General features: G+C 41.3%; 2 protein-coding genes. One reads left to right on the top strand and one right to left on the bottom strand.

The genetic code is table 11. The features are described 5' to 3' along the window. Positions 1–61 precede the first annotated feature (61 nt). Positions 62–340, bottom strand: coding sequence for an endo-1,4-beta-xylanase (locus VU18_RS16570; protein ID WP_369770206.1), 279 nt, complete (start codon positions 338–340; stop codon positions 62–64). 298 nt (positions 341–638) lie between these two features. On the opposite strand from VU18_RS16570, the gene VU18_RS16565 reads away from it, so the two are divergent. Beyond that, positions 639–883: Nif3-like dinuclear metal center hexameric protein (locus VU18_RS16565; protein WP_047758593.1), on the top strand; the 245-nt coding region annotated here is incomplete at its 3' end.

The following is an 883-nucleotide window of genomic DNA, read 5'->3' as shown; positions in this document are numbered from 1 at the left end:
TTTTTATTTTGCAATAAACAATCCTCTTCTTTGCTGGAGACACCTATGTGCTTTTGGCTGTCTATTTGTGGTCGATAATAGCCCAATATGCGGGTTTGACTTTGTAATCCGGTCCAAAAACGAACGGCGCATCTTTTCCTTTCCCTTTTTCCACTTTTGCGTACGGAGCGTTCGGGTCAACCACAACATTCCCGTTGGCGTCATAGTACACATCCGCGCGGCTGTCGAGCCACGTATGATTGTCGGCGATGCCCCAGAAGGTGACGTTGCTAATTTTATCGCTCAAATAATATGGTTGGAAGCTCGGTGATGTAACGGCAGCGAATATTTGTCTCAACAGTGAAAACGGACAGCACTCTTTTTACTGGATGATGATGTACGAACGATATACTTGAAAATTAAAAAAATTCGGTATATAATTAGTTTGAATGCAAAACATACTTAGTTGCAATGTTTTTAGCCGTTATTTTCGAGAAGGAGAAACAAAATAAGATTTTAGAGTAGCGGAACGATATCTTCAGAGAGTCAGAACAAAGTAGTCTAAAATTAAAATCGTTGCTTACCACTTATTTTTCATGAATAAACATGGAGAAGTGGATTTCATAACAGCTGACGTAACAGGCGAGAGGAGCAGAATTATGGCAACTACTGTTCAAGATGTGATAGAGCGATTAACGGCATCGGTTGGAAAAATTCCAAATACCATGGATACTCTTCAGCATGGCGACCCTAACATGGAAGTGAAGGGGATTGCAACGAGCTTCATGCCTACATATCGTGTGATCCAACAAGCCGTCTCAATGGAGGCCAATCTGCTCATTACTCATGAAGGATTATTTTATAGCCATACTGACAACACCGACATGATGCAAAAGGATCCGGT

The sequence above is a fragment of the Geobacillus sp. ZGt-1 genome (assembly GCF_001026865.1).
Lineage (GTDB): Bacteria > Bacillota > Bacilli > Bacillales > Anoxybacillaceae > Geobacillus > Geobacillus thermoleovorans.
This window is presented reverse-complemented; position numbering and strand designations above follow the sequence as displayed.